At 69.3% G+C, this 19,261-nt stretch carries 14 protein-coding genes; 6 read left to right on the top strand and 8 right to left on the bottom strand.

From position 1 onward, the window contains the following. The first annotated feature begins 72 nt into the window (after window positions 1-72). Entirely contained in the window at window positions 73-1,830 is a 1,758-nt protein-coding gene (locus AC068B_RS02830; RefSeq protein ID WP_478669227.1) for a tetratricopeptide repeat protein, read from the top strand. Window positions 1,831-3,177: 1,347 nt separating this feature from the next. Further along, on the top strand, window positions 3,178-4,020 hold the full coding sequence (locus AC068B_RS02825) for a hypothetical protein (RefSeq protein ID WP_478668556.1): 843 nt from the start codon (window positions 3,178-3,180) through the stop codon (window positions 4,018-4,020). A 276-nt stretch (window positions 4,021-4,296) separates the two neighbouring features. Here the strand turns inward: AC068B_RS02825 and ppdK are convergent, their stop codons facing one another. Further along, window positions 4,297-7,032, bottom strand: coding sequence for a pyruvate, phosphate dikinase (gene ppdK / locus AC068B_RS02820; protein WP_478668554.1), 2,736 nt, complete (start codon window positions 7,030-7,032; stop codon window positions 4,297-4,299). A 427-nt stretch (window positions 7,033-7,459) separates the two neighbouring features. Beyond that, window positions 7,460-8,710, bottom strand: coding sequence for an ROK family transcriptional regulator (locus AC068B_RS02815; protein WP_478668553.1), 1,251 nt, complete (start codon window positions 8,708-8,710; stop codon window positions 7,460-7,462). Between the two features lie 158 nt (window positions 8,711-8,868). On the opposite strand from AC068B_RS02815, the gene AC068B_RS02810 reads away from it, so the two are divergent. Both AC068B_RS02810 and AC068B_RS02805 read left to right on the top strand, forming a co-directional pair. Beyond that, window positions 8,869-10,320, top strand: coding sequence for an MGH1-like glycoside hydrolase domain-containing protein (locus AC068B_RS02810; RefSeq protein ID WP_478668552.1), 1,452 nt, complete (start codon window positions 8,869-8,871; stop codon window positions 10,318-10,320). Beyond that, window positions 10,317-12,278 carry an amylo-alpha-1,6-glucosidase gene (locus tag AC068B_RS02805; protein ID WP_478668551.1) on the top strand — a complete coding sequence of 654 codons (1,962 nt, stop codon included), beginning with the start codon at window positions 10,317-10,319 and terminating at the stop codon, window positions 12,276-12,278. Before AC068B_RS02810 ends, AC068B_RS02805 begins: the two co-directional genes overlap by 4 nt. Before the next feature lie 5 nt (window positions 12,279-12,283). Here the strand turns inward: AC068B_RS02805 and AC068B_RS02800 are convergent, their stop codons facing one another. From AC068B_RS02800 to AC068B_RS02790, 3 genes are read right to left on the bottom strand one after another with little or no spacing between them, the layout of a single operon-like run. After that, on the bottom strand, window positions 12,284-13,144 hold the full coding sequence (locus AC068B_RS02800) for a carbohydrate ABC transporter permease (protein ID WP_478668550.1): 861 nt from the start codon (window positions 13,142-13,144) through the stop codon (window positions 12,284-12,286). Between the two features lie 5 nt (window positions 13,145-13,149). Then, on the bottom strand, window positions 13,150-14,061 hold the full coding sequence (locus AC068B_RS02795; RefSeq protein ID WP_478668548.1) for a carbohydrate ABC transporter permease: 912 nt from the start codon (window positions 14,059-14,061) through the stop codon (window positions 13,150-13,152). After that, complete coding sequence (locus AC068B_RS02790) at window positions 14,058-15,323, bottom strand: ABC transporter substrate-binding protein (RefSeq protein WP_478668547.1); 1,266 nt, start codon at window positions 15,321-15,323, stop codon at window positions 14,058-14,060. The genes AC068B_RS02795 and AC068B_RS02790 overlap by 4 nt, the downstream gene beginning before the upstream one ends. A 236-nt stretch (window positions 15,324-15,559) precedes the next feature. Here AC068B_RS02790 and AC068B_RS02785 point away from each other — a divergent pair, with 236 nt between their 5' ends. Next, window positions 15,560-16,132 (top strand): hypothetical protein, encoded by a 573-nt coding sequence (locus tag AC068B_RS02785; protein WP_478668546.1) that lies wholly within the window; start codon window positions 15,560-15,562, stop codon window positions 16,130-16,132. 192 nt (window positions 16,133-16,324) lie between these two features. After that, entirely contained in the window at window positions 16,325-16,768 is a 444-nt protein-coding gene (locus AC068B_RS02780) for a group III truncated hemoglobin (RefSeq protein ID WP_478668545.1), read from the top strand. Window positions 16,769-16,772: 4 nt separating this feature from the next. On the opposite strand, the gene AC068B_RS02775 is transcribed toward AC068B_RS02780, so the two are convergent. The 3 genes from AC068B_RS02775 to AC068B_RS02765 all read right to left on the bottom strand — a co-directional run bounded on the left by AC068B_RS02775 (window position 16,773) and on the right by AC068B_RS02765 (window position 19,247). After that, window positions 16,773-17,699: an oxidoreductase gene (locus tag AC068B_RS02775; protein WP_478668543.1), complete on the bottom strand. Its 927-nt coding sequence runs from the start codon at window positions 17,697-17,699 to the stop codon at window positions 16,773-16,775. Window positions 17,700-17,791: 92 nt separating this feature from the next. Further along, complete coding sequence (locus AC068B_RS02770) at window positions 17,792-18,571, bottom strand: SDR family NAD(P)-dependent oxidoreductase (protein ID WP_478668542.1); 780 nt, start codon at window positions 18,569-18,571, stop codon at window positions 17,792-17,794. 91 nt (window positions 18,572-18,662) lie between these two features. Continuing rightward, complete coding sequence (locus AC068B_RS02765; protein ID WP_478668540.1) at window positions 18,663-19,247, bottom strand: TetR/AcrR family transcriptional regulator; 585 nt, start codon at window positions 19,245-19,247, stop codon at window positions 18,663-18,665. Window positions 19,248-19,261: the final 14 nt, after the last annotated feature.

Raw genomic sequence — 19,261 nt, 5'->3', positions numbered from 1 at the left:
GAGACCCAGGGGTTTCCGGAGGCTAGAACATTCATGCGCCTGCTCTCCTGCTTCGCCCCTTATCCCATTCCTGTGGACATCCTGGACTCCGAGGGTCTGAAGCGACACAACGCCTTTCCGCAGGACTTCAGCATTGATCGATTGGAGCTCATCATTGAGGCTCTCCAAACTCTGAGCCTGCTTGACATTATTGAGGTGCCAGACGGCGGTCACGAGACTCAGCCAGCAATAACCGTTCACAACCTGGTACTGGAAGCAAATAGGAACCATCTCGCTATTGCAGATCGGACGACTCAGGCAAAAATCACCAGAACTGCAGTGGAGCTACTAGAGCTAGCAACAGTGTTGCCCCCAGAGGACCGGGCTAATCATCATTGGTGGAGCCTCCTTTACCCGCACGTCATGCAAATTACCTGCAGCACAGAGGCTCCATCGAGAGAAATCGCCGAGCCGCTTCTGCAAGTAGGGCTACGAAATTTCTCCTACATGCATCTTGCCTTTAGGAATCCCGTAGGGGAGGCCGCCACTGCGCTTCGCGCGATTTCAGAGTCACTTGACCCCAATCACGCCCTACGCCTTGCAGCTAGGCATCGTTACGCATTCGCCCGCCTAAGCGGAACGGCGGCAGCCATGGAGTTCCGAGAGCTCTATAAACAAAAGAAGGAGATACTCGGAGACTTCCATCCAGAAACATTAATGAGTCACCATAATTGGGCGGAGCGCCTGGCCGACTCGGGCAACTTCAAGGAAGCAGAGAGAGAACTTCGAAAAGTACTCCAAGGTCGTAGGGAGATCCTCGGGAAAAGCCACCCATACACGCTTTCCACCCATCGCGTGTTGATTGACATCATACTCGCCCAGAAAAATGGAAGGGCTCGCGCGGAAAGCGAATGGGAGGAGGTTTACGAATCTGTAAACTCTGCACAAAATCCGGGTCTTGCGGATCTCGAAACCCTGCACCAACTGGGCCACTGGCTGGACAAGAAGGAGCGCTGGGCCGAAGCCGAGGATTGCTACAGAACAATCATTGACGCGCTGGATTCAACTCCAACAGAAGGGCAGCATTTCTGCGAGTCTATGCGACATTGTCTAGCACAGAATCTTATCCGTCAGGGGCGCCTCGACGAGTCAGCGAACACATACCGCGAGCGATTGAAGCTACTTGAGCAGACACGTGATGTCACGGATGGGGAGCTACTTTCCATGCGGCACGAGTATGCCGATTTACTGGTTGATCTGGGGCGGCTAGAAGAATCCGAGCCATTAATGCGCAGCGTGCTTGAAGTTCGGCTTGCTATGGATGACCGAGTGATGGACCGGCGTCTCCTGTCCGAAGCGCACTGCCTCATGCACTTGCTTGAGCGTAGGGAAAACCGCGAGGAAGCAGTATCAACCACCAAGCGGCTTCTACAGCTTCCAAAGCATGAGCTGGTCGCTTGGGCTAAGTTTAGGCAAATCAGAAAGGATCTGCTATGCATGTGCAGAACACTGTCTGACGCCGGAAACTATAATGAATCTATCGTGGGACTAGAGGCGCTTATGGAAGGGGTGCCGCCTGATAGCCGAGAGGCCCATTCTATCCAAAGGGCGTTCGCGCTCACTCTGCATATATCCGGCCGACTGACTCATTCCTCCTGCGAAGAAAGGATACTCGGCATCATAAAGTCACTTGAGGAAAAATTCGGAACGGACGATGAAGAGATTGGACGTACGCGGGACGTTCTGATGGGCCTTCGGGGCGACCCCAAAAAGCCACCTGCCCTCGAAGAGGGAGAACCTGAAGCTGTTTCAACCGAGGAAAGCGAGCCCGAAGCGAGTGACGATGGGTGATCTATCTGGCGTCAGCCTGTAGCAGGACCGCTCTCTCCGACGAATATGCGGCGCACAGCGGATGCGGCACCCCAGGAGCAACCCGAGCCAGGGTCGGGGCAGGCTGACCACACGGGTCCGGCTCCGGGGTGAGACGGTCATCTGGTCAGACCTGGTGTACCCGGGTCGCGATGGTAGGACCGTCGAGAAGATTTGCTTCCGCCTGGAGCAGTATCTGGGCGAAGTCGAGCGAGCAGACGCGGCGTTCAAAAGCGGCCTGTAGCGGCTGAACGGCAACGTCCGTCTCAGTTTCCGTCTCATTCAGCGCCGTTCACGGTCGTTCAGACGAGACCGAAGCCGGTAGCCGCTCCCACAGCCGACCATCCATGAACGCAGGTGAACGGCCCCGGCCGAGGCCCCGTGGACCACCCCCACAGTTGGAAAGCGTGTGCCTGCTTGCACTGTTCGGTGCGCGGCCAGCGCTGGCAGGTCTCTCCTTAGCCATCGGCGAAGCCCGACCGTTGGTTAGGTCCCGGGCCGTACTCGGGCCACCCCCAACAGAGCCGGGGATGCAGCTGCTCTACAGAGCTGGACACCTCGGGAGCTGGCCGTGCGTCTGAGACCTTAGTTGCACCCACTGACAACGCGCCCCGAGTGTGGTCTCGATGCCGTGCGGTCTGCACCACAAGCGCACCAGATCGACCGGGGAACAGCGGGGGATCACGGTGAAGGCCAGTGGGGCCGATGAGGCTCGGACCCGACCATTCGCGCAGGTCAGTAATCTAACCGCATCCAAATGCCCCCAGCTTCCCAAGCTGAGAGTGCGAGTTCGCGTCTCGACACCTGCGCTACGGAGAAGGCTCAGATCATCGCCCGGGCCTTGTCGTCGTCCGCACTGATCACTCGCCGCATGCGTGGTGTTCCTAGACCAACGTCGCCTGGTGTCACTGGCCTTCGGTGATGGCCTTGAGGTTGTCGCTGACGCGTTGGTTGCCCTGATCACCGCTGCCTTGGCCCTGCCCCCCCCGCCGCCAGCCTTGACGCTCTCGATACTGCGCAGTTGGCGTACGAGTCCGTACTGCGCGACAGTTCCAGCGGCCTGGTCGAGGGCGTGAAGTCCATCATCCCGGGCGGTCAGGTCCCGGCCTGTCGAGGTCTGGAGCGCCACGAGTCAGTACTGGTCGGCTGGGTCTCGTACATGTGTATCGGCATATCTGCTGCCTCCCTTGTCCCTTGAAGGAACCGCTGTCACAGGGGTTACCTGTCTGCGCCCTCTCGTCCATCCGCCGTCGGCGATCAGTCTGAATGTGTGCTTGTGGAAGACGTAGACGGAGGCAAATAATTCGGCTTCAACAAACGAGGGGGGCAATGGATCTTAACGAAATCGCGCAGCGTTCCGTGGCGATCACCGGAGAGGTGATCCTGGCATCCGCCACCGGGGCGGCCTCACAAGCGGGAACGGTCGTAACCGACATGGTGCTCGGCCGACTCGGCCGGAACAGGGAGAACGCCCCCACTCTGGCGACGCTGCAAGAGGACCCCCAAGACCCGGTCGCCCAGGCGGACACGGCCGGAGCGCTGCGCCAACTCCTGGAGCAGGATCAGGAGTTCGCGGCGAGGTTGGCGGAAGCCCTGCAGGAAGCGCAGAGGGAAGCACCGTCGATCCAGCAAGGTGCCGGAAGTGCGGCGATGGTGGGCAATCACGTCGACATGAAGGGGAGGAACCAGAATTTTGCGGTCGGGGACATTGCGATAAACCGCAGAAAGACCATTAAGAGGGGTGGAGCCTTCTGGGGCGTGGTGGCAGCCGTGATCGTCGTACTCGGCGGCGGATCCACGATTCTCCTGATCCAGGACGACTCAGACCCCAGCCTGCAAGAGCAGGCGGAGAAAACGGCAGTGGATTTCGCCAATGCGGCATCGGGCGGCGACATCGACACGACGTGCGGACTTGTCATCGAGGACGCCAGCAGGGCCGGCTTCAGCATGTGTGAAAGCGAAGCAGAGAAGAAGAAGGCCCAGGAAGATGCCGACAAGAGCAGGGCAGAGATCGAGAAGGGCGGACTCGACAGGGGCTGGCGAGTCCGCTCCGCGAAGTTTCCCAGTGACAACAATGCGCTCGTGACCGTGGTCCACGCCCACGCCCCCGCCCCCAGAACCGTGCGGATGACCCACGAGACCGGCGCCTGGCGCGTCTACAAGGCGACCTAGCCGAACTAGCAAGGTGGGGATGATTCCGGTGCCAGTGATGCAGCCGTCAATGACCTTGCTGCGGTAGTGGAGTTGTCGTTGGTCCGCAGGATGGCGGCGGTGAGCTCCTCGGGGGCTGCGAACGTACGGTTGGTCAGCCCGCCCCCCCCAACAACGAAGGAAGGGGCGACACCCCCGCACAGGGTGCCGCCCCTTCATCGTGAACCGGAACCGCCGCCGCATCGGTACTGAGGGTCGGGGACACGGAGGCGGTCCCGGGGTCTGGGTGCCGCTGGTCTACCGGTGGTCGCTCCCCGTCGAGTGGGAGGCCGCCCGCCCCGCCTCCAGGCGCGCCACCGGGATGCGGAACGGGGAGCAGGAGACGTAGTCCAGGCCCACCTCGTGGAAGAAGTGCACCGACTCGGGGTCACCCCCGTGCTCGCCGCAGACGCCGAGCTTGAGGTCGGGGCGGGTGGCACGGCCCGCCGCCACCGCGTCGCGGACCAGCTTGCCCACGCCGTCCTTGTCGATCGTCTCGAAGGGGGAGACGCCGAAGATGCCCTTCTCCAGGTACGCCGTGAAGAACGAAGCCTCCACGTCGTCGCGGGAGAAGCCCCAGACCGTCTGGGTGAGGTCGTTCGTGCCGAAGGAGAAGAACTCCGCGGCCTCCGCGATCTGGTCGGCCGTGAGCGCCGCACGCGGGAGTTCGATCATCGTGCCGAGTGCCAGCTTCAGCTCGACGCCGGTCGTCTCGACGACCTCCGCGATGACCTGCTCGGCCTCCTCGCGGACGATCTCCAGCTCCTGGACGGTGCCGACGAGCGGAATCATGATCTCCACGCGCGGGTCGCCCTTGGCGGTCTTCCGCTCGGCCGCGGCCTCGGCGATCGCACGGACCTGCATGGTGAAGAGGCCCGGGATGACCAGGCCGAGGCGCACGCCGCGCAGGCCCAGCATCGGGTTCTGCTCGTGCAGGCGGTGGACCGCCTGGAGCAGGCGCAGGTCGTTCTCGTTGGCGTCCTTGCGGGACTCGGCGAGGGCGACGCGGACCGAGAGCTCCGTGATGTCGGGGAGGAACTCGTGCAGCGGCGGGTCCAGGAGGCGGACCGTGACCGGGAGGCCGTCCATCGCCTCGAAGAGCTCCACGAAGTCCCGCTTCTGGAGGGGCAGGAGCTCCTTGAGCGCGTCCTCGCGGGCGTCGTCCGCGTCGGCCAGGATCAGCCGCTCGACCATCTCGCGGCGCTCACCGAGGAACATGTGCTCGGTGCGGCACAAGCCGATGCCCTGGGCGCCGAAGCGGCGGGCGCGCAGGGCGTCCTCGGCGTTGTCCGCGTTGGCGCGGACCCGCAGGCGGCGTACTCGGTCCGCGTACGCCATGACGCGGTGCACCGCGGCGACCAGCTCGTCGGCGTCGTCGGCGCCCGCGTGCATGCGGCCCTCGAAGTACTCGACGACGGGGGAGGGGACCACCGGCACCTCGCCGAGGTAGACCTTGCCCGTGGAGCCGTCGATGGAGACGACGTCGCCCTCCTCGACGACGGTGTCGCCCACCGTCATGCGGCGGCGCTTCGTGTCGACCTCCAGGTCCTCCGCGCCGCACACACAGGTCTTGCCCATGCCGCGCGCCACGACGGCCGCGTGCGAGGTCTTGCCGCCGCGCGAGGTCAGGATGCCCTCCGCCGCGATCATGCCGTCGAGGTCGTCGGGGTTGGTCTCGCGGCGGATCAGGATGACCTTCTCGCCCGAACGCGACCACTTGATGGCGGTGTACGAGTCGAAGACCGCCTTGCCGACCGCGGCACCCGGTGACGCGGCGATGCCGCGGCCGAGCTGCTCGACCTTCGCGGACTCGTCGAACCGCGGGAACATGAGCTGCGCGAGCTGGGCGCCGTTGACGCGCTGCAGTGCCTCGGCCTCGTCGATCAGGCCCTGGTCCACGAGCTGCGTCGCGATGCGGAAGGCGGCACCGGCGGTGCGCTTGCCGACGCGGGTCTGCAGCATCCACAGCTGGCCGCGCTCGATGGTGAACTCGATGTCGCACAGGTCCTTGTAGTGCGTTTCGAGGGTCTCCATGATCTGCATGAGCTGGTCGTACGACTTCTTGTCGATCTGCTCGAGATCGGCGAGCGCGACCGTGTTGCGGATGCCCGCCACCACGTCCTCGCCCTGCGCGTTCGTCAGGTAGTCGCCGTACACGCCCTGGTGGCCGGAGGCCGGGTCGCGGGTGAACGCGACGCCCGTGCCGGAGTCGGGGCCGAGGTTGCCGAAGACCATCGAGCAGATGTTGACCGCGGTGCCGAGGTCGCCGGGGATGCGCTCCTGGCGGCGGTAGAGCTTGGCGCGGTCGGTGTTCCACGACTCGAAGACCGAGCGGATCGCGAGGTCCATCTGCTCGCGCGGGTCCTGCGGGAAGTCGCGCCCGGCCTCGGTCTTGACGATCTTCTTGAACTTCGTGACCAGCTTCTTGAGGTCGGCGGCCTCGAGGTCGGTGTCGACCGTGACCTTCTTGGCGGCCTTGGCCGCCTCGAGCGCGTCCTCGAAGAGCTCGCCGTCGACGTCCATGACGGTCTTGCCGAACATCTGGATGAGGCGGCGGTAGGAGTCCCACGCGAAGCGGTCGTCGCCGGACTGCTTGGCGAGCCCTGTCACCGACTTGTCGGAGAGGCCGATGTTCAGGACCGTGTCCATCATGCCCGGCATCGAGAACTTGGCGCCCGAGCGGACCGAGACGAGCAGCGGGTCGTTCGCCTGACCGAGCTTCTTGCCCATGGTCTTCTCGAGGGCGTCGAGGTGCGCACTCACCTCGTCACGCAGCTCGACGGGCTCGTCACCGCTGTCGAGGTACGTCTTGCAGGCCTCTGTGGTGATCGTGAAGCCCGGAGGGACGGGCAGCCCGAGGTTGGTCATCTCGGCGAGGTTCGCGCCCTTCCCGCCGAGAAGGTCCTTGAGCTCCTTGTTGCCCTCGGTGAAGTCGTAGACGAACTTCACGCTCTCGCTCGTGTGAGCTACGTGGGGATCTTTGTTTTCCGACACGGGTCTCGACTCCTCGAGAGCTCGGTGGCTGCCCTGACGGCGAGGAACATACCCAGATCGAAGGCACCTGGGTACGTCCACTTGTGCGTCATGCGGCCGTAACCACCCGTCCGCCGCTAGATCGAAAGTGACTGAGCGGTAGCCGAGGAGGAGCGTGTGTGTTCAAGACTTGAACACACACCCCTCTCAGTGCCCACAAAACGCTCAGATGAGCGGGATGAACTCAGATGTGAGTTCACCTCATGAATGATCGAGCAGTGGCACTGAGTGCCACCCCTTGGAGAAGTGCAGTCGCCCACGAACCGCTCATCTGAGCGCAACCCCTATCAGGGGTGGCGAGAATCACGCCGTTTGAAGCGGTCGGATGTCAGCATCCGGACCCTCCCGAGGGGGTCCGGCGGTTCCCGGAGGACGCGTCGACGTCCCGCTACACGCCCAGCGCGACGAGCCGCTCCTCCACCCGCTCCGGCGCGTACAGGTGCTCGACCACCAGCGTTGCCGCCCCGACCAGCGCCGCGCGCTCGCCGAGGCGTGAGGTGACGACCTCCAGATGGGCGGTGGAGCGGGGCAGGGCCCGTTGGTAGAGCAGCTCGCGTACGCCGGTGAGGAAAGGTGTTCCGGCCAGATCTCCGGCGATGACCAGAACGCCCGGGTTCAGGAGGGTCACGACGGTCGCCAGGACCTCGCCGACGTGTCGCCCGGCCTCCCGCGCGAACCCGACCGCGGTGGGGTGCCCCGCCGCCAGGAGCCCCCGCACGTCCCAGCCCGACTCCGCGGGGACACCCGCCTCCGTCAGCCTGCGGGCCACCGCCCGGCCGCCCGCCACCGCGGCCAGGCAGCCGTAGGACCCGCACCTGCAGAGCGCGTCCGCACCCTCCGGCACCCGGATGTGGCCGATGTCGCCCGCGCCCCCGTCGATGCCCCGGTAGACGTCCCCGCCGACCACCACGCCCGCCCCGATCCCCGTGGAGACCTTGACCAGGGCGAAGGCCGAGCAGTCCGGATAGTGGGTGCGCTGTTCCCCGTACGCCATGAGGTTGGCGTCGTTGTCGACGAGGACCGGCACCTCGGCGGGCCCGCCGGTCCGCTCCGCGAACGCGCGGCGCAGCCGCCCCCGTATGTCGTAGCCGTCCCAGCCCGGCATGATCGGCGGCTGCACGACGCGCCCCGTCTCGCTGTCGACGGGCCCCGGCACGGCGAGCCCGATGCCGCACACGGACCCGGCCGGACGCCCCGAATCGCGCAGCAGCCCGGCGAAGCGGGCACCCAGCTCGCCGAGGACCGCGTCGGGCCCGTCCTCGACGGAGAGGGGCGCCGCGTGCTCGGCGAGGATCTCGCCGCCGAGGGTCAGCAGGGCGGTGCGGGCGTGCCGGGTCTCCAGGTCGGCGGCGAGGACGACGGCGTGGGCGTCGTCGAACTCGAGGCGGAGCGCGGGCCGCCCGCCGAGCGGCGACCCCACCGGGCCCCCGGCCCCCTCCCGCAGCCACCCCGCACGGAAGAGCCGGTCGAGCCGCTGCCCGACCGTCGCCCGGGACAGGCCCGTGGCCTGCTGCAGGGCGCCGCGGGTGGTGGCGCGGCCGCTGCGCACCAGATGGAGGAGGTCTCCGGCGCCCTCGGCCCGCAGATGGCTCCGCGTCCCCGGGCGTGCCCCCGCCCGCCCCCGGTGTCCCGTCGTCATGCGCCCTCCCGCGCTCCTGTGCACCTTGTGCGCCCCAACTCGACACCACACACTGGGTTTTGCGTGTCGAGCAGACGTAACTCTAAGGTGGAAAGCACCGAACTGACAGGGTGCTGCCGAAGCGCTCGCAGGGCGCCGAGTCTCCCGGGGAGAACCGCGTGGACCGCAGTACGACCACCCGGCCGTCCGCCTCCCGCGCCGCCGCGTCGCGGCGTGTGCTGCGGGAGCGGGCGGCCGCGGTGCTCCGGGCCAACTGGACGGGGACGTCCACCGTGCCGTCCCGTGCGCTCTATCCCCACCAGTGGTCCTGGGACTCCGCGTTCATCGCGATCGGGCTCCGTCATCTCTCGCCGCTGCGCGCCCAGTTGGAGCTGGACACGCTCCTCGCCGCCCAGTGGGGCGACGGCCGCGTCCCGCACATCGTCTTCGACGACACCGTCCCGCCCGGCGCGTACTTCCCGAGCCCCGACTTCTGGCGCTCCACGGAGGCGGGCCGTGCCGCGGGCGCGCCCGCCGCCGTCCAGACCTCGGGCATCGTGCAGCCGCCGGTGCACGCGCTCGCCGCCTGGCTGGTGCACCGCGCCGCCCCCGGCCTGTCCAGGGCCCGCTCCTTCCTCGCCCGCGTCCACCCGCGTCTGGCCGCCTGGCACCACTACCTGCTGTCCGCGCGCGACGCGGGCGGCGCGGGACTCGCCGCCGTGCTGCACCCCTGGGAGCAGGGCATGGACAACAGCCCTTGCTGGGACGCCCCGTTGAGCCGCGTCGAGCCCGCGGAGCCGGGCGCCTTCCGCCGCGCGGACCTGGACCACGGGGCGCCGGAGGACCGGCCGACCGATACGGACTACGGCAGATACGTGCGGCTCGCGGCGGAGTACCGGGACCGGGGGTACGCGGACGGCGGCGGCCTCGGCGCCTTCGCGGTCGAGGACCCCGCGTTCAACGCGCTGCTGATCGCCTCGGAACGCGCGCTGGCCCGCATCGAGGACGAGCTGGCCGTGGAGGCGAACGGTGAACGGCCCACCAAGAGAGCTCAGTTGAGGAAGCAGGCCCGCGCGCGGCGCGAGCGCACAGAGATGCTGACCGAGGCCCTCGTCGCCCGCCTCTGGGACCCGCGGCGCGAGCTCTTCCTCTGCCGCGACCTGCGCGCCCCGGGCGCCGACGGAGAGCTCGTCCCCGAGCGCGGCGTCACCGGCCTCGTCCCCCTCGTACTGCCCGCGCTCCCGCCCGGCACGGCCGCCGCCCTGGTGCGCACGGCGTGCGGCCCGCACTTCGGCCTGGGCGGGGCGTCGCGGCTCGTGCCGAGCTACGACCTGAAGGGGCCCGCCTTCGATCCGCGGCGGTACTGGCGCGGGCCCGCCTGGTTCAACACCAACTGGCTCGTGGTGAAGGGCCTGCGGCTGCACGGCGAGCACGAGCGGGCGGACGGGCTGCGGGACGCGCTGCTCGACGCGGCGGTGACCTCGGGATTCGCCGAGTACGTCGATCCGCGCACCGCCCGGGGGAGCGGCGCGCGCGGCTTCGGCTGGACCGCGGCGCTGGCGCTGGATCTGCTGCACGACGACGGCCGGACCGAACGGGGCGGGCTCCCGGAAGAAGAGGTGTGGGCATGAGCGATCGGCATCGGCTGCTGGTGCGGGGACGGACCTTCGTGGCCGTCGGCGCGGGCGGCGACATCAGCGGCGTCGACTTGGCGCGCGGCGCGGCGGCGGGCCCCGGCGGCCTGTTCGTGCGGGACGCGCGGCACCTGAGCCGCTGGCAGCTCACCGTTGACGGGGCGGTGCCCGAGACCCTTGCCCCCGTGGCGGCGTCGGCCGAAGCCGCCGACGCGGCGCGCTGTGTCCTGGTGCCGCGCGGCGGCCGCCAGGAGCCGCCCGCGTACACGCTCTTCCGCGAACAGGCCGTCGCCGACGGGGTGTTCCTGGAGACGCTCCGGTTCCTGAACAACCGTCCCGTGCCGACCCGGGTGGCGCTCGCGCTGACCGTGGACGCGGACTTCACCGACCAGTTCGAGCTGCGCGCCGACCACCGCACGTACGCGAAGCCGGGCGCCGTCAGGTCGCGGCTGCCGCTCGACGGGGGCGAGGGCGTCGAGTTCACCTACCGGCGGGGCGAGTGGTGCTCCCGCACGACGGTGACCGCCGACCCCGCGCCGGACGGCATCGAGGAGACGGGCACCGGCGCGCGACGCCTCGTATGGACCCTGGAGCTCGACGCCCATGGATCCCTGGAGGTGGCACTGCGTGCCGTGGCGCGGCCGCACGGGGAGCCCGAGCCGCACGCCCCGCGGTCCCCGGCGGAGGCCGTGCGCCAACTCGCCGCCATCGAGGAGGAGTACACGTCCGTGGTGCTGCCCACCTCCTGGCCCGAGCTCGCGGCGGCCTGTGCGCGCGGCCTCGCGGACCTGGCCGCGCTGCAGGTCCCGGCGCGGGGTCCGGACGGGGAGGAGCTGCGGGTGCCCGGCGCCGGGGTGCCGTGGTTCCTCACGCTGCTCGGCCGCGACGCCCTGCTGACCTCCCTCTTCGCCCTGCCCTATCTGCCGGGTCTGGCGGCCGCGACGCTGCCCGCACTCGCCGCGACGCAGGCCACGGAGGCCGTGGACGGTGCGGTCGCCGAGCCGGGCAAGATCGTCCACGAGGTGCGGCACGGCGAGCTCGCGCACTTCGGCCAGGTCCCGTTCGGCCGCTACTACGGCTCGGTCGACGCGACGCCCCTCTTCCTGGTGCTGCTCGGCACGTACACCGAACAGACCGGCGACACCGCGCCCGCCCGCCGCCTGGAGGCGCACGCGCGGGCCGCCGTCGGCTGGCTGCTCGACCACGGCGGGCTGGCCTCCCGCGGCTACCTCGTCCACCGCCCGGTCGCGGGCGGTCTCGCCCACCAGAGCTGGAAGGACTCGCCCGGCGCGATCTGCTCCGCCGACGGCAGCGGCGCGACGGGGCCCGTCATGGCGGCGGGCGCGCAGGGCTACGCGTACGACGCCCTGCGGCGCACCGCCCGGCTCGCCAGGACCGTCTGGTCCGACAAGGTGTACGCGGACCTGCTCACGCAGACCGCGGCCGACCTGCGGGACCGCTTCCGGCGCGACTTCTGGATGCCGGAGCACGGCTTCCCCGCGCTCGCGCTCGACGGCGAAGGCCGCCAGGTCGATGCGCTCGCCTCGGACGCGGGCCATCTGCTGTGGTCCGGGCTGCTCGACAAGGAGTACGGGGAGACGGTGGGCAGGCGGCTGCTGGAGCCCGACTTCTTCTCCGGGTGGGGCGTACGGACGATCGCGGCCGGTCAGCCCGCGTTCCATCCCCTCGCCAGCCACCGCGGCTCGGTATGGCCGCACGACAACGCCCTGATCGCCCTCGGCCTGGCCCGCTACGGCCTCCACGACGAGGCCCGCGCCCTGGCCCGAGGCCTCGCCGCGGCGGCCACGGCGGGCGACGGCCGCCTCCCGGAGGTCCTCGCGGGCTACGACAGGGGGGCGTATCCGGTGCCGATGCGATATCCGTACGCGTGCCTGCCCGAATCGCGTTCGGCGGCGGCGCCGTTGGCCTTGTTGGCCGCGGTGGGCGGGGCGTAGCCCCCTCAGTCGTCGATCCCCGACCTCTCCACCCCCGCCACGATCCACCGCTGGAAGAACAGGAACACCACGAGCAGCGGCACGATCGACACCGCCGCCGCGATGAACAGCACGTGCAGACGGATGACCTGGGACGTGGTGAACGTGGCCAGGGCCACCTGGACCGTCCAGGCCTCGCGGTCCTGGCCGATGACCAGGGGCCACAGGAAGGAGTTCCACGCGCCGATGAACACGATCGTGCCGACGGCCGCGAAGACGGGGCGGGAGTTGGGCACGACCACCCGCCAGTACGTGCGCCAGTAGCCGAGCCCGTCCACCCGCGCCGCGTCCTCCAGCTCCCGGGGGAAGCCCAGGAAGTACTGGCGGAAGATGAAGCAGGCGAAGGCGGAGAACAGGGTCGGGACGATCAGGCCGCGCAGGGTCGAGACCCAGCCGAGCGACGAGACCAGGACGAAGCTCGGTACGAAGGTGACGGCCGCCGGGACCATCATCGTGCCGAGGATCGCGTAGAAGACGTGGTCGGCGTAGCGGTAGGGGATGCGGGCCAGACCGTACCCGGCGAGGGAGGCGAGGAGGAGCGTGCCGAGCGTCGTCGCGACCGCGATCAGCGAGGAGTTGAGCAGCGCGCGTGCCATCGGCACCGTCGGGTCGTCGAAGAGCTCGGAGACGTTCGACCAGTGCAGCGTGGACGGGAAGAACGTCCAGTCGGGGGAGGTGATGTCGTCCTCGGACGCGAGGCCGTTGCGTAGGAGGAGGTAGAAGGGGATCAGGAAGAGGAGCGCCAGGGCGATGAGGAGGGCCACGCGCAGGGCGCGGCCCGCTCTGACCAGGGAGTCGTCCTTGGACCTGTTCGGGGGTGCGGTCATGGGGGTCAGTCCTCCTTCCTGCCGAGGCCGAACCAGCGCGCCTGGCCGATCGTCACCACCGCGATGATCAGCGCGAGGAGCACCGCGCCCGCGCTGCCGAGCCCGAGGTTCTGCTCCCGGCCGAGCGCCGTGTAGTAGAGGTAGACGAGCGGTGGCCGGGCGTGCGGCGGATAGCCGCTCGAGGTCGAGAGCAGGTTGTAGAACTCGTCGAAGGCCTGGAAGGCGTTGATGACGAGCAGCAGCGTGACGGCGACCGAGGTCGCGCGCAGCTGGGGCAGCGTGATGTGGCGCAGGACCTGCCAGCCGGGCCGGGCGCCGTCCACCGCCGCCGCCTCGTAGAGGGTGGGGGAGATCCGCTGGAGGCCCGCCAGGAACAGGATCATGTAGAAGCCCGCCTGGAGCCAGAGCCGCACGGTGACGATCACCAGCCAGTACCAGGGCGGGTCCGTGGTCGAGAGCCAGGCGGTCTGGTCGGCGCCGAACCAGCCGAGGACGGTGTTGGCGAGCCCGAACCGCACCCCGTTGAAGATCGACAGCTTCCAGATCATCGCCGCCACGACATAGCTGCACGCCGCGGGGAGGAAGAAGACGGAGCGGAAGAACGCCTGGGCGCGGCGCAGCCGGTTCACCATCAGCGCGAGCGCGAGCGACAGGACGAAGGTGGTGGGCACGATGAACGCCGAGAAGACCGCGAAGGTGACGAGGCTGTCGGTGAACGCGTCGTTCCGCAGCATCGACGCGTAGTTGTCGAAGCCGATGAAGTCGTCGGGCGAGACGGTGTTGTGGGCGTCGAAGAAGCTGAGGTACACGCTCCAGGCGAGCGGCACGTACGTGAAGACGATCAGGCCCAGCGCGAAGGGGCCGACGAAGACCCAGAACCACAGGGTGCGGTTCTGGGTGCCAAGGAGCCTGCTCACGACTTCTTCTTGACCCGGTCCAGCTCCGCCCGCACCTTGCGCACGACGGATTTGAGCTCGCTCGCGGGGTTCGCGCCGGACTTGATGATCCGGCTCAGCGCGTCCTGGTACGCGGTGCGGCTGGCCGGTGTCCACAGCAGCGGCTCGGAGTAGCCGTAATCGGTGGAGTAGCGCACCGCGTCCGCCGCCGCGCCCTCCTTCAGCTTGTCGGCCTTCTTCGCGAGGGAGAGCCTGGCGGGGATGTGGAAGCCGTAGGAGAGCGCGAAGTCCTCCTGGTACTCCGTCCGGTCGATCCACAGCCACTTGAGGAAGTCCTTCGCCGCCTCCTTGTGGTCGCTGCGGGCGCTCACCGCCGCGCCGTACGACCCCACGGGCAGCGACGGTTTGCCGTTCGGGCCGTCGGCGGGCAGCGCCAGTACGCCGAAGTCGTCGCCCAGTTCCTTCTTCACGGCGGGCAGCGCCCACAGACCGCACCACTGCATCGCGGTCAGCTCCTGGACGAACGCCGACGGGTCCGACCAGTCGGCGGGCGCGCCGAGCAGCAGCGACTTGTCGGCGTACAGCTGGTGCAGCTTGCCGAGGGTGCGGGCGGCCGCCGGGTCGTCGAAGCCGACCTCCCCGTCCTCCGTGACGGCGCTCAGGCCCGCCGCGTACAGGGGCGTGATGCCGAGGGCGCCCGCGCCGCCGTCGTTGCCGAGGAAGAGGCCCTTCACGTCCTTCGTGGTGAGCGCCTTCGCCGCGTCGACCAGCTCGTCCAGACTCTTCGGCGGCCGCACGCCCGCGTCGTCGAGCAGGCTCTTGCGGTAGTAGAGCAGATGCATGTCGACGACCTGCGGGACCGCCCAGATCTTCCCGTCGTGCGTCTTGGGAGCCAGCACCGCCGGGTTGAAGTCGCCCTTCACGCCGTCGAACAGGTCGGTGAGGTCGACGACCTGGCCGTTCATGATCTGGTCCAGGGAAGGGCCGTTGACCTCGAAGACGTCGGGTCCCGAGTCGGTGAGGAGCGCCGCCGCGGTCTGCTCGTCGTAGTTGCCCGGGCGCCACTGGACGCTGACGTTCGCCTTCTTGTACGCGGCGGCGTACCGCTTCACGGCCTGCTCGGTGCCCGCCTCGCCGTACTGGTGGTACCACTGCGCGAGCTGCGGGCCCTTGCCTCCCGAGCCGCCGCCGTCGCGCCCTGTGTTGGACCCGCACGCGGTGAGCAGTCCGAGCGCGGCGCCCGTCGCACCCGTCCCGAGCAGTGTCCTGCGGCTGATGGCCATGCTGGTCGTCCCCCTGGGTGACGTAGGTGTGTGCCGGGCCCAACGATCAACCATGCAGAGGGATTACGACAGGGGTGTTGCGGCCGAGTGTCGGCTCGTCAGCGCTCCGTGAAGCCGCCCGGACTCCGTGCCCGGCTCCGTGAATCCGTCAGCACTCCGTAAAGGCGGGCCCATCGCGTGTATGCACCACGTCAAGGGGGACGACGTGGCGCGGCGGACGTTCTACGGTGCCGCACATGGGACACAACAGGACGAGACAGGGCGACGCGCGGTCCGTGGCGGGAGGGCCCTACGGGCGGGAGACTCCGGACGCGACCCTCTCGGACCGCAGCTGGGCGCCCGACGTGCGGGCCGCCGTCTTCTGCGCGGTCGCGCTCTTCGGGCTCGTACTCCTCATCGACTGGGCCAACGGCACGCTCAGCCCCGTCCGTGTCTGCCTGTGGGTCCCGCTCTCCGGGCTGCTCTACCTGGTGCTGCACCCCATACGGGTGACGGCGGGGCCCGGCTGGCTGGCGGTGCGGGGCCTCGGCCGCCGCAGGCACGTCTGCACCTGCCTGCTCACCGCCGTGCGGTACAGCGAGGGCGTCGCCGCGCGCCTCGTCCTGAGCGACTCGCTGGGCAACCGCGTCGAGCTCGACCCGCAGATCCTCGTCGACAACCCGCTGCTCCTGCACCGCCTCGACACCGGAGCACGCTTCGCGCTTGAGGCCGGGCTGCTCAGGACGGGCCACACCGAACTGCAACGGCTCACCGAGCGCGCCGACAACGCGGTGGCGAAGGGCGTCTTCGAGGCGTCGGACCTGTACTGAGCGGGACCTTCGGCCCTGGGAGCGGCCGGGCGGGGGGGGGCGGACCGTGGAGACATGGACGCCCCGCACCTTCCGCACACCCGGCGCATCCCGGACGGCCCGCGCCCCCCACGCGCTCCGTACGCCCCGTATGCCCCGGGAATCCCGCATTCCGTCGACGTCCCACCCGCGGCCCGTGTCACAGTCGTGGGTGTGGACATCGCTTCCCGCGCCGACCTCGGTGTGCTGCTCCGCCGCTTCTACACGGCGGCTTTTGCCGACCCGCTGATCGGCCCCTTCTTCACGGAGATCGCAGGCACCGACCTCGACGTGCACCTGCCGCGGATCACCGACTTCTGGGAGCGTGCGCTCTTCCGCTCCGCCGACTACCGCCGCAACGCGTTCGCGCCGCACGCCGCGCTGCACTCCGCCCGCCCCCTCACCGCCGAGCACTTCGGCCGCTGGGTGCAGCTGTGGCACGCCACGGTCGACGGTCTGCACCAGGGGCCGAACGCGGAGCGCGCGAAGGCGCAGGGGGAGCGGATCGCGGTCGCCATGCTGCGTCGCCTCGGTGGCAAGGACGCGCCGACCGCGAGTGAGGGCGAGGGCCCCGGGTTCATCCCGCTGGCGGCGCTGGAGCTGCGCAGGGCGGCGTAGCGGCTCAGCCCTTGAGCCCCTCGTACCGCACGCCCGTCAGCCCCTCGGACGCCGCCCAGAGCCGCTCCCCGGCCACGTCGTTCAGCGTCCACTTCGCCCGCCAGGACCGCGCGGGCGCCCCGCGGAGCCCGAGTGGGCCCGGTCCCGTGAACGAGTCGGGCCGCACGCGGGGCGCCGTGGCCGCGTACAGCGTGGGCAGCGCACCGGCCGCCGCGGACTGGGCGAAGATCCGGTTGCCGAGTGCCACGATGCGTTCGGCGCCCTTGCGGCCCTCCAGCCTGACGCCCGCGGTCTGGAGATTGGTCGAGGCGTAGCCCGGGTGGGCGGCGGCCGCCACGGTGTCGGCGCCGGACAGGGACAGGCGGCGCGCCAGCTCGTGGACGAAGAGGAGGTTGGCCGTCTTGGAGCGGCTGTAGGCGATCCAACGGCGGTAGTTCCGCTCGCTGTTGAGGTCGCCGATGTCGATGTTGGCGAGCGCGTGCAGGCCGGACGAGACGGTGACGACGCGCGCGTCGGAGGTGTCAAGGAGGCGGGGGAGCAGCAGCCCGGTGAGGGCGAAGTGCCCGAGGTGGTTGACGCCGAACTGCGTCTCGAAGCCGTCGGCGGTGCGGTGGTAGGGGAGCGCCATCACCCCCGCGTTGTTGATCAGCAGGTCGAGGCGCGCGCTGTCGTACGCGGTCGCGAACTGTCGTACGGACGCCAGGTCCCCGAGGTCGAGTGCCCTGAACTCGACGTCCGCGTCCGGCACTTCGCCGAGCAGTCGGTCCACCGCCGCGACGCCGCGTTCCGCGCTGCGGCAGGCGAGGATCACGTGGGCGCCGCGGCGGGCGAGCTCACGCGCGGTGACATAGCCGAGGCCGCTGTTCGCGCCGGTGACCACCGCGGTGCGGCCGCTCTGGTCGGGGATGTCGTTCGCGGTCCAGGCCGCCATGGTCGGGCTCCCTCTCCACGGGCTTCTTGATCAGAAGTGGCTTCTTACCCAAGAGTAGGTCGGAGTGGGAGTCCGCGGCAGGGGGCCGCCGTTCAGGCCGCGGCGCCGCCGTCGATCACCAGGTCGGCGCCGACCACCGAGCCGGATTCGTCGGAGGCCAGGTACAGCACGGCCGCGGCGACCTCCTCCGTCGTCGACACGCGGCCCAGCGGCGTCGACTCCTTCATGCGGGCCGCGCGGTCGGCCTCGGTCTCGCCGGGGCGGAACGACATGGTGGTGTCGGAGGAGCCGGGGCTGACGGTGTTGATGCGGACGCCGTCCCTGATGTGCTCGGCGGCGGCCGCGCGGCTCAGCGCGGAGACGGCGGCCTTGGTCGCTCCGTAGGCGGCCGTGCCCGGCGCGCTGGTGTGCGCGCCGAGGGTCGAGCCGATGTTGACGACGGCGCCGCCCGCGGGCTGGGTGCGCATCTGCTTCACCTCGGCCTGCAGGGCGAGCAGTACGCCGGTGACGTTGATGTCGAGCATCGTGCGCCAGTCCTCCTCGGCCAGCTCGGCGACCGGCTTTCCGGCGCGCAGGATGCCCGCGTTGTTCACGGCCACGTCGAGCGAGCCGAAGCGGTCGACGGTGGCGGCGACGAGCGCGGCGAGGTCGGCGGAGCGGGAGACGTCGGCGGTGACGACGAGCGCCTTGCCCCCGGCGCCCTCTATGAGGTCCGCGGTCTCCTTCAGGGGGCCCTCGGTGCGCCCGGCCACCACGACGTTCGCGCCCTCGGCGGCGAAGGCGAGCGCGATGGCACGGCCGAGGCCCGAGCCGCCGCCGGTGACGAGCGCGGTGCGGCCGGTGAAGCGGGTGCGAGGGGTGTGAGCAGTCATGACGGACTCTTTTCTTGACCGATCGGTTCAGTATTAGGGCAGATAAAAGATGGCTGTACGTGGGTGGGTGAAGAAAGCGGCGGGCGGCCGGTCAGTCGAGCAGCGCCAGCGTCTGCTCCACCGCGTCCCGCACCCGCGCGGGGTCCTTGGAGGCCTTGCCGACCACTCGAACGCCCTGCAGCATGACGAGCAGCATGCGGGCCAGCGTCAGCGGATCGCGGCCCTCGGGCAGCTCGCCCTGCGCCTGCGCCCGGACGAGCGCGGAGTGCAGCAGGGTCTCGATGTGGTCCCAGCTGCGCTCGACGCAGCGGGCGGCGGACTCGTCGTGCGGGCCGAGCTCGGCTGCCGTGTTGGTGATGAAACAGCCGCTCAGGCGGCCTTCGCCGGTGGACGCCTCGGCTCCGAAGCGGCGCACCACCGCGCGCACGGCGGGCAGCGCGGGGCCCGGCTGCGCCAGCTCCGCGAGCAGGCGCGGGTTCTGGATCTCGCCGTACCGCTCCAGCGCCTTCAGGTACAGCTCGTGCTTGTTCCCGAAGGTCGCGTAGATGCTGGCGCGCCCGATGCCGAGCGCCTCGACGAGGTCCGCCATCGACGTCGCCTCGTAGCCACGCCGCCAGAACAGCTCGAGGGCCGACTGCAGCGCGGCGTCCGGATCGAATTCCTTGGTCCTGGCCACGAGGGGAACGTTAC

The sequence above is a fragment of the Streptomyces sp. NPDC042371 genome, assembly GCF_056437465.1.
This window is presented reverse-complemented; position numbering and strand designations above follow the sequence as displayed.

Bases quoted from the DNA above. Each gene is read 5' to 3' on its own strand.
- AC068B_RS02790 (WP_478668547.1), bottom strand. From the start codon at position 15,323: ATGGCCATCAGCCGCAGGACACTGCTCGGGACGGGTGCGACGGGCGCC.
- AC068B_RS02775 (WP_478668543.1), bottom strand. From the start codon at position 17,699: ATGGCGGCCTGGACCGCGAACGACATCCCCGACCAGAGCGGCCGCACC.
- AC068B_RS02805 (WP_478668551.1), top strand. From the start codon at position 10,317: ATGAGCGATCGGCATCGGCTGCTGGTGCGGGGACGGACCTTCGTGGCC.
- AC068B_RS02785 (WP_478668546.1), top strand. From the start codon at position 15,560: ATGGGACACAACAGGACGAGACAGGGCGACGCGCGGTCCGTGGCGGGA.
- AC068B_RS02815 (WP_478668553.1), bottom strand. From the start codon at position 8,710: ATGACGACGGGACACCGGGGGCGGGCGGGGGCACGCCCGGGGACGCGG.
- AC068B_RS02825 (WP_478668556.1), top strand. From the start codon at position 3,178: ATGGATCTTAACGAAATCGCGCAGCGTTCCGTGGCGATCACCGGAGAG.
- AC068B_RS02770 (WP_478668542.1), bottom strand. From the start codon at position 18,571: ATGACTGCTCACACCCCTCGCACCCGCTTCACCGGCCGCACCGCGCTC.
- AC068B_RS02800 (WP_478668550.1), bottom strand. From the start codon at position 13,144: ATGACCGCACCCCCGAACAGGTCCAAGGACGACTCCCTGGTCAGAGCG.